Source organism: Micromonospora sp. URMC 105 (assembly GCF_051386295.1).
GTDB lineage: Bacteria > Actinomycetota > Actinomycetes > Mycobacteriales > Micromonosporaceae > Micromonospora.
This window is the reverse complement of record NZ_JBPQTL010000161.1, coordinates 1-7,315: the sequence shown is the minus strand read 5'-3', so window position 1 is coordinate 7,315 and position 7,315 is coordinate 1. Positions and strand designations below refer to the sequence as shown.

At 77.8% G+C, this 7,315-nt stretch carries 6 protein-coding genes and 1 pseudogene; 6 read left to right on the top strand and 1 reads right to left on the bottom strand.

All coding sequences use genetic code 11. The features are described 5' to 3' along the window. From ACSNN7_RS28230 to ACSNN7_RS28220, 3 genes are all read left to right on the top strand, one after another. Positions 1–793 (top strand): sugar nucleotide-binding protein (locus ACSNN7_RS28230; protein ID WP_436684094.1); only part of this gene is annotated, 793 nt, incomplete at its 5' end. A 76-nt stretch (positions 794–869) separates the two neighbouring features. Continuing rightward, entirely contained in the window at positions 870–1,460 is a 591-nt protein-coding gene (locus ACSNN7_RS28225; protein WP_436684093.1) for an ArsR/SmtB family transcription factor, read from the top strand. Further along, complete coding sequence (locus ACSNN7_RS28220) at positions 1,457–2,797, top strand: MFS transporter (RefSeq protein ID WP_436684092.1); 1,341 nt, start codon at positions 1,457–1,459, stop codon at positions 2,795–2,797. The genes ACSNN7_RS28225 and ACSNN7_RS28220 overlap by 4 nt, the downstream gene beginning before the upstream one ends. Before the next feature lie 185 nt (positions 2,798–2,982). Here ACSNN7_RS28220 and ACSNN7_RS28215 read toward each other — a convergent pair whose 3' ends face one another. Continuing rightward, a complete protein-coding gene (locus ACSNN7_RS28215) occupies positions 2,983–3,717 on the bottom strand; it encodes a GNAT family N-acetyltransferase (RefSeq protein WP_436684095.1) in 735 nt (244 codons plus the stop codon). A 122-nt stretch (positions 3,718–3,839) separates the two neighbouring features. Here ACSNN7_RS28215 and ACSNN7_RS28210 point away from each other — a divergent pair, with 122 nt between their 5' ends. From ACSNN7_RS28210 to ACSNN7_RS28200, 3 genes and pseudogenes are all read left to right on the top strand, one after another. Next, positions 3,840–4,052: a hypothetical protein gene (locus tag ACSNN7_RS28210; protein WP_436684091.1), complete on the top strand. Its 213-nt coding sequence runs from the start codon at positions 3,840–3,842 to the stop codon at positions 4,050–4,052. Positions 4,053–4,128: 76 nt separating this feature from the next. Continuing rightward, positions 4,129–5,631, top strand: a complete 1,503-nt coding sequence (locus ACSNN7_RS28205) for a replication-associated recombination protein A (RefSeq protein WP_436684090.1) — start codon at positions 4,129–4,131, stop codon at positions 5,629–5,631. Continuing rightward, a pseudogene (locus ACSNN7_RS28200) lies at positions 5,628–7,315 on the top strand (hypothetical protein); the annotation flags it as partial. The gene ACSNN7_RS28205 and the pseudogene ACSNN7_RS28200, both read left to right, overlap by 4 nt.

Here is a 7,315-nt window from a genome sequence, read left to right as displayed (position 1 = left end):
GGCGAGTGGGTTTCTGGGCCGGGAGGTGTGCCGGCGCGCGCTCGCGGGTGGGCGGCGGGTGGTGGGGACGTTCCACTCAGGTGCGGTGGGTGTGCCGGGCGTCGACGCGCGGCGGTTGGACGTGACCGACCGAGCCGCCGTGCGCGAGCTGGTTGCGGCGGTGCGGCCGGCCGCCGTGGTCGGGACCCCGTACCGCAACGACGACTGGGCGGTCACCGCCGACGGCGCGGCGCACATCGCGTACGCGGCGGCCGAGGCCGGGGCGCGGCTGGTGCACCTGTCCAGCGACGCGCTGCACGCCGGGCGCCCGACGCCCTACCTGGACGACGACCCGCCCACGCCGATCCACCCGTACGGGGCGGCGAAGGCGGCGGCGGAGACCGCGGTGCGGGCGATCGACCCGAGCGCCGTGCTGGTGCGGACCTCGCTGATCGTGGGGGAGGGGAGCAAGCAGATCCAGCTCTGCCGCGACGCCCTCGCCGGCCGGGCCACCCTCTTCACCGACGAGCTGCGCTGCCCGATCGACGTCACCGACCTGGCCGACGCCGTCCTGGAACTGGTCGACGGCGACCACGCCGGCCCGCTCAACGTCGCCGGCCCGGAGGCGGTCAGCCGGGCCGATCTCGGGCTGCTGGTCGCGCGCCGGTTCGGGCTGGACCCGGCCGGGTTGAAGACCACCACGGGCGCGGCGGCCGGAGTGGTCCGCCCCACGGAGGTCCGGCTGGACTCCTCGCGCGCCGCCGCGCTGCTGCGGACCCGGCTGCGCGGCGTCACCGAACTCCTCGGGGCCTGACCTCGGGCCCAGTTCCACGCACACTTTCTCTGCACAACTCTTGTGCAGAGAAAGTGTGCACAGATATCGTGCAACCATGGGGAACGACGAGAAGGCCACGCCGCGTGAGGTCCGGCTCGACCACCGGCAGGTCCGGGTGCTGGCGCACCCGCTGCGGATGCGCCTGCTCGGCGCGCTGCGCACCAACGGGCCCGCCACCGCCACCGCGCTGGCCGAGCTGCTCGACACCAACACCGGCGCGACCAGCTACCACCTGCGCCAGCTCGCCGAGGTCGGCCTGGTGGTCGAGGATCCCGACCGGGGCAGCGGCCGGCAGCGCTGGTGGCAGGCCGCGCACGACGTGACCAGCTGGGAGCCGACCGACTTCGACGACGACCCCGACGCCCGGGCGGCCATCCAGTGGATTCACGGCGACCAGGTGCGCCTGCTGGTCGAGCGGGCCGAGCGCTGGCTGGCCGTCGAGCACGAGTGGTCGCCGGCCTGGCGGGACGCCTTCGGCATGGGCGACATCTTCCTGACCATTCCGGCGCACCGGATGGAGGCGCTCAAGAACGAGGTGTGGCAGGTGCTGGAGCGGTACCACGACGAGGCGGACCGGGCCGAGCCGGGCGCCGAGCCGGTGCACGTCTTCCTCGCCGGCTACCCGATGCTGGAGGGCCGGCGGTGAGCGCCCTGTCCGTACGCCAGATCCGGTTCCGCTATCTCTCCCTCTACGGCCTGCGGTGGCTGCCCACCGGCCTGATGATCCCCGTGATGATCCTGCTGATGCAGGAGCGCGGCCTGTCGCTGTCGGAGATCGGCCTGGTCTCCACCGCGCAGGCGCTGGTGGTGCTCGCGCTGGAGCTGCCCACCGGCGGCCTGGCCGACGCCCTCGGCCGCAAGCCGGTTCTCGCCATCGCCTGGACGGTGAGCCTGCTCTCCCTCGGGCTCTTCGCGGTGGCCGACTCCGTCGCGCTGTTCTTCCTGGTCTGGGCCCTGCAGGGCGTCTTCCGGGCGCTCGACAGCGGCCCCCTGGAGTCCTGGTACGTCGACGCCAGCCTCGCCGCCGACCCGAAGGCCGAGTACGAGCCCGGTCTCGGCTACGCCGGCACCGTCGCCGGCGTCGCCATCGCCGTCGGCGCGCTGCTCAGCAGCGCTCTGGTCGCCCTCGGCCCGCTCGGCCCGGTCAGCGCGCTCACCCTGCCCGTGCTGGTCGCCATCGCCCTGCAGGCGGTGGGCCTGATCGCCCTGCTGACGCTGCTGGTCGAGACCCGCCCCGCCCGGGGCGCAGGCGCGCTGCGTGCCTCGGTCGTCGAGGCGCCCCGGATGGTGGGGCAGGCCCTGGGCCTGCTGCGCCGCTCCCGGGTGCTGCTCGCCCTGGTCGCCGTCGAGCTGTTCTGGGGCTTCGGCATGGTCACCTTCGAGTCGCTGCTCCCGGTCCGCCTCGGCGAGGTGGCGGGCGGCGCCGAGCAGGCGGCGACGCTGCTCGGGCCGGCCAACTCGGCGGCCTGGCTCGCCTCCGCGGCGGGCGCGGCGCTGACCCCGCTGCTGCTGCGCCGGCTGGGCGCCGCGCCGAGCGCCGCGCTGATGCTCCTCGTCCAGGCCGGGACCGTGATCGGGATGGGGCTGCTCGCCGGTCCGGTCGGGGTGCTGGTCGCCTATCTGACCTGCTACACCGTGCACGGCGCGGCCAACCCGCTGCACGCCGGCCTGCTGCACCGTCAGGTCGAGGGGCCGTACCGGACCAGCGTGCTCTCGCTGAACTCGATGATGGGGCAGCCCGGCTTCGCGCTCGGCGCGGTGCTGCTCACCGCGATCGCCGACACCAGCAGTGTCACCACGGCGATGCTGGTGGGCGCGGCGGTGCTGGCCATGGCCGCCCCGCTCTACCTGCCGGCCTGGCGGGCCGGGCGCGCGGCCGGGCGCGGCCCGTCAGCGGATTCCGATGTGGTCGCCGAGCCCGGTGCGGCCGTCCCGGCCACCGGCCCCGGCGCGGGCGCCGCCGAAGCGGCTCCCGCCCGCTGACCGGTCGACGCGGCTGCGGCCCGGGTCGCGGCCGCCCGGATCAGGGCGCACCCCGCCACGAGCGGGACACCTCAGCGGCATGGTGATGCCGCCGGGGTGTCCCGCCGACGGGCGAGGATCCGCCCTGCCTCGCGCAGCGCCGGCGGCACGGCAGCCGGGGTGCGGGCCGGCGGACCGGTCGGCGCTCAGGCCAGCTGCACCGAGCTGCGGGCGAGCGTGCCGGTGAAGCCGAGCCGCCGGTAGAGCCGGGCCGCCCCCTCGTTGTGGGTGTAGACGCCGAGCGCGACGTGGTCGTACCGGGCCGCCAGCGCCCGGGTCATCCCGATGGTCAGGGCGGCGCCGAGACCCCGGCCCCGCCGGTCGGCGGCCACGGTCAGCCCGGCCAGGAAGCCGACGTCACCGCGACTGCGGTCCGCGCCGCAGGCGACGAGCCGGTCGCCGTCGCGGATGCCGTACCAGGCGACGATTCCCGAGTCGCCGGGGCGCGAGGTGGTGGTGGGGAAGGACGTCTCGATCAGCGCGCTCAGGGCCGGCTGGTCGGCCTCGTCGAGGCGTACCACCCGGTCCTCTTCCGGTTGCCGAGGCGGGACCGTGCTGGTCCAGAGGAAGTCCCACTGGTCGTGACGGGCCACGGGCAGCCAGCCGGCGAGCGTCTCCGGGCTGGTCCGGGGCAGGTTCAGCCACTGCCCGGGGCCGACGACCCCGCCGGCGGCGAGGTCGGCGAAGACGTCCAGCGCCGGCCCCGCCGCCCCGAGCGCGCCACCCGCCGGCCGCGCCCCGGGCGGCAGCAGCCAGGCCACCGTCCCGTCGCGCCGCCAGCCGCGCGGCTCTTCACCCGGCCGGAGCGTGTGCCGCACGTACGGGTGCTGGTCGGTGGCGGCGAGCAGGGCCGCCCGGTCGGTCAACTCCTGGTCGGCCATGATCACTCGGTCAGGGTAGAACGCCCCGGCGCAGCCGGCCGACTCCACGGTGGAGATTGACGGGCCGACCGATTGGGTACATCCCGGGCCGACCTACTGGGAACCCCCACCGGAGGACGACCATGCTCGCCATTCTCGCTGCGATCGTATTCGGCTTCGCGCTGCTGATCGATCTGCTCAACACGAACTTCGGCGCGCCTGACCTGTTCAACTGGAACACCCTCGTGCTCATCGGCCTGCTGCTGCTCTCCCTCTACCTCGCCGGGGTCGGCAGCAGCCCGCGCGGCGGCGGCGGCGGTCGCTGGTACCGGGGCCGCCGGCCGGGTCGCGGCTGACCGCAACGGATCAGGACGGGCGCGGTCCCCGGCGCGATTCCGGCGTCGCGGACCGCCCCCGGTACTGTCTTCCGTGATGGACTCCGACGCCCTCTTCTCCCTCGGTGAACCCGCCGCGGCGCCCAGCGCCCCCGCGGGTCCGAGCGGTGTCGACGGCTTCACGGCGGTCGGGGAGGATTCGCCCCTGCCCGTCCGGATGCGTCCGGCGAGGCTCGACGAGCTGGTCGGGCAGGAGCACCTGCTCGCGCCCGGTGCGCCGCTGCGTCAGCTGGTCGGCGGCGGGGCCCCGATGTCGGTCATCCTGTGGGGCCCGCCGGGCAGCGGCAAGACCACCATCGCCCATCTGGTCGCCCGGGCCACCGACCGCCGGTTCGTCGCCATGTCGGCGCTCTCCGCCGGGGTCAAGGACGTCCGGGCGGTCATCGACACCGCCCGCCGGCAGCGCCGCGCAGGCGGGCCGCAGACCGTGCTCTTCATCGACGAGGTGCACCGGTTCAGCAAGACCCAGCAGGACTCGCTGCTCGCCGCGGTCGAGGACCGCACGGTCACGCTGCTGGCGGCGACCACGGAGAACCCGTACTTCTCGGTCATCTCCCCCCTGCTGTCGCGCTGCGTGCTGCTCACCCTCCAGCCGCTGGACGACGCGGCCGTGCGCGGCCTGTTGCGCCGCGCGGTCACCGACCAGCGCGGCCTGGGTGGCGCGCTCACCCTCGAGGCCGAGGCCGAGGACCATCTGGTACGCCTCGCCGGCGGCGACGTCCGCAAGGCGCTGACCGCCCTGGAGGCCGCCGCCGCCTCGGCGGTGGCCACCGGCGCCGGCCGGATCGATCTCGCCACCACCGAGCAGGCGGTCGACGTGGCGGCCGTGCGCTACGACCGCGACGGCGACGCCCACTACGACGTGACCAGCGCCTTCATCAAGAGCATGCGGGGCTCGGACGTGGACGCGGCGCTGCACTGGCTGGCCCGGATGCTGGTCGCCGGCGAGGACGCCCGGTTCATCGCCCGCCGGTTGGTGATCTTCGCCAGCGAGGACGTCGGGATGGCCGACCCGACCGCGCTGGGGGTGGCCACCGCCGCGGCCCACGCCGTCGAGTACGTCGGCCTGCCCGAGGCCCAGCTCAACCTGGCCCAGGCGGTCATCCACCTGGCCACCGCCCCGAAGTCGAACTCGGCCACCACCGCGATCGGCGCGGCCATCGCCGACGTGCGGGCCGGCCGGGGCGGCGCGGTGCCGCGCGGGCTGCGCGACGCCCACTACGCCGGCGCGCGCGGCCTCGGGCACGGCACGGGATACCGCTACCCGCACGACGACCAGCGCGGGGTGGTCACCCAGCAGTACGCTCCCGACGATCTCGTCGGGACCGACTACTACCGGCCCAGCGGGCACGGTGCGGAGCGGTCGGTGGCCGCCCGGCTGCCGCTGCTGCGCCGGATCGTCCGGGGGCTGTCCGCCCCGGCGTCGCGCCCCGAGGATTCGACGCCGGTGGCGGTGAACGGCCGCCACCCGTCGGGCGTGGGGCACGCCGGTGGGGCGGATGAGGACGGCGCGACCGTCGTCGGGGAGGGTCAGCAGTGACATCGCGTGGTGGGGAGCGACCGGAGGACGGTCCCGACGAGCGGCGCGACTCCCGCGCCAAGGGACGCCGCTGGGGCCGGGGGCGGGCCGAGGAGCCGGCGCCGGAGCCGGTCGGCGAGGAGTTCGGCTGGATCGACGATCTGCGTACCGCCAAGCAGCAGCGGGCCGAGCTCGGCCCGGACGGTGAGCCGTCCCGGCCGACGCCGCCCGCGCCCCCCGGCGGCCGTGGTCCGGCCGCGCCGCCCACCGGTCCCCGTCCGGCGCCGGCCGCGCCCCGCTCGGACGGTCCGCCGCCCGCCGCCCGGCCGCCTGCCGCCGGGCCCCGCGCCGACGCGCCCCGGGCCGACGTGCCGCCACCCGGCCGGGCGGCCGGTCCGCGCACCCAGCCTCCGCCTGCGCCCGGCGGCCCCGGACCGGGCGGCCCGCGCCCCGAGGCCGGACCGTCGCGTCCCGGCCCGGTCGCCGGTCCGGGCCCGCAGGGCCCGCGTCCGTCCCGTGGTGACGCCCCCCCGCCCGGACGCGCCGGTGCTCCGCAGGCCACCCCACCGGTACGCGGCGGCTGGCCCGCCGCCCCCGAACAACGTCCCCGGCCGGGCGAGGGCGCCTGGCCCGGCCCGGCGGCCACCCCCGGCCCGGGGCAGCGCGGCCCCGACCGCCCGCCGGGGGACCGACCCCGCCCGGATGCTCCGGGCACGCCCGGCGCCGGGGACGGCACCGCGGCCCGGGCCCAGGCACCCCGACCCGGCGGCGCCGGGCAACCGCCCGCCGGCTGGCCGGCTCCCGGCGGGGACCCGGCACCGCCCGCCCCCCGGGCCGCCGGCGCCTCCGGGCGCCGGACCGTGCCCCGGGACGGCGCGCGCCGCCCGGCGGACGCCGCCGACCCGGCGCGGCGCGGACCGGCCTTCCCGCCGGACCCGGCCGCACCGAACCCGGTCAGCGGCGGCCCGCGCCCCGCCCAGGCACCGGTGAGCGGCGGAGCCCTGCCCGACCCGGGTGCCCCGCAGGCGGGTGCCCCGCGGGGTCGCCGGGCGGCCGACCCGGCCGGCGGCGAGGACACTGGTGCCATCGCGCGTCGGGGCGGCCGTGGGGCCGCCCCGGACCGGCCCACCGGTCGACGGCGCGCCGCCGAACCGGACCAGCCCGTGGTGCCGCTGACCGGCAACGCTCCGCCCGTGCTGCCGACCGCCCCGGTGTCGGGCGCCGGCGCCACCCCGTCCGGCCCGCTGCCCGCCGACGGCCGACGCCGGTCGCGCGCCGGGACCGATCCCGACGAATCCGGTACCGGGCGCCGGGCGACCCCACCGGGCGGCGCACCCCGCGGCGACCGGCCGGAACGACCGGCGGACTGGCTGCGTCAGGCGGGCCGCACCTCGCACACCGACCCGGCGCAGCTGGCCGTCGACCGCTCCGCCGGCTCCGGCCGCACCGGTGCCGTGCCGCCGGCCCCGGGCCGTCGCGGTGGCCCCGCGGCGGGTCGGGCCCGGCCGGGCGCCGAGCCACCCGTTCCGCCCCGCGAGGGCGTACCCGGTCAGCCGGGTCCGGCCCGGGGAGCGGCCCGCCCCGGCGCGGTCGCGCCGACGCCCGGCACCGCCCGGCCGGACGGCCCGCGGCCGACCTCCGGTGGCCGCCCCGACGGCCCCACCCCGGCCCGGGGCCCGCAGCCCGACGGCCCGCCCTCCGGCGC

Bases quoted from the DNA above. Each gene is read 5' to 3' on its own strand.
- ACSNN7_RS28225 (WP_436684093.1), top strand. From the start codon at position 870: ATGGGGAACGACGAGAAGGCCACGCCGCGTGAGGTCCGGCTCGACCAC.
- ACSNN7_RS28215 (WP_436684095.1), bottom strand. From the start codon at position 3,717: ATGGCCGACCAGGAGTTGACCGACCGGGCGGCCCTGCTCGCCGCCACC.
- ACSNN7_RS28210 (WP_436684091.1), top strand. From the start codon at position 3,840: ATGCTCGCCATTCTCGCTGCGATCGTATTCGGCTTCGCGCTGCTGATC.
- ACSNN7_RS28205 (WP_436684090.1), top strand. From the start codon at position 4,129: ATGGACTCCGACGCCCTCTTCTCCCTCGGTGAACCCGCCGCGGCGCCC.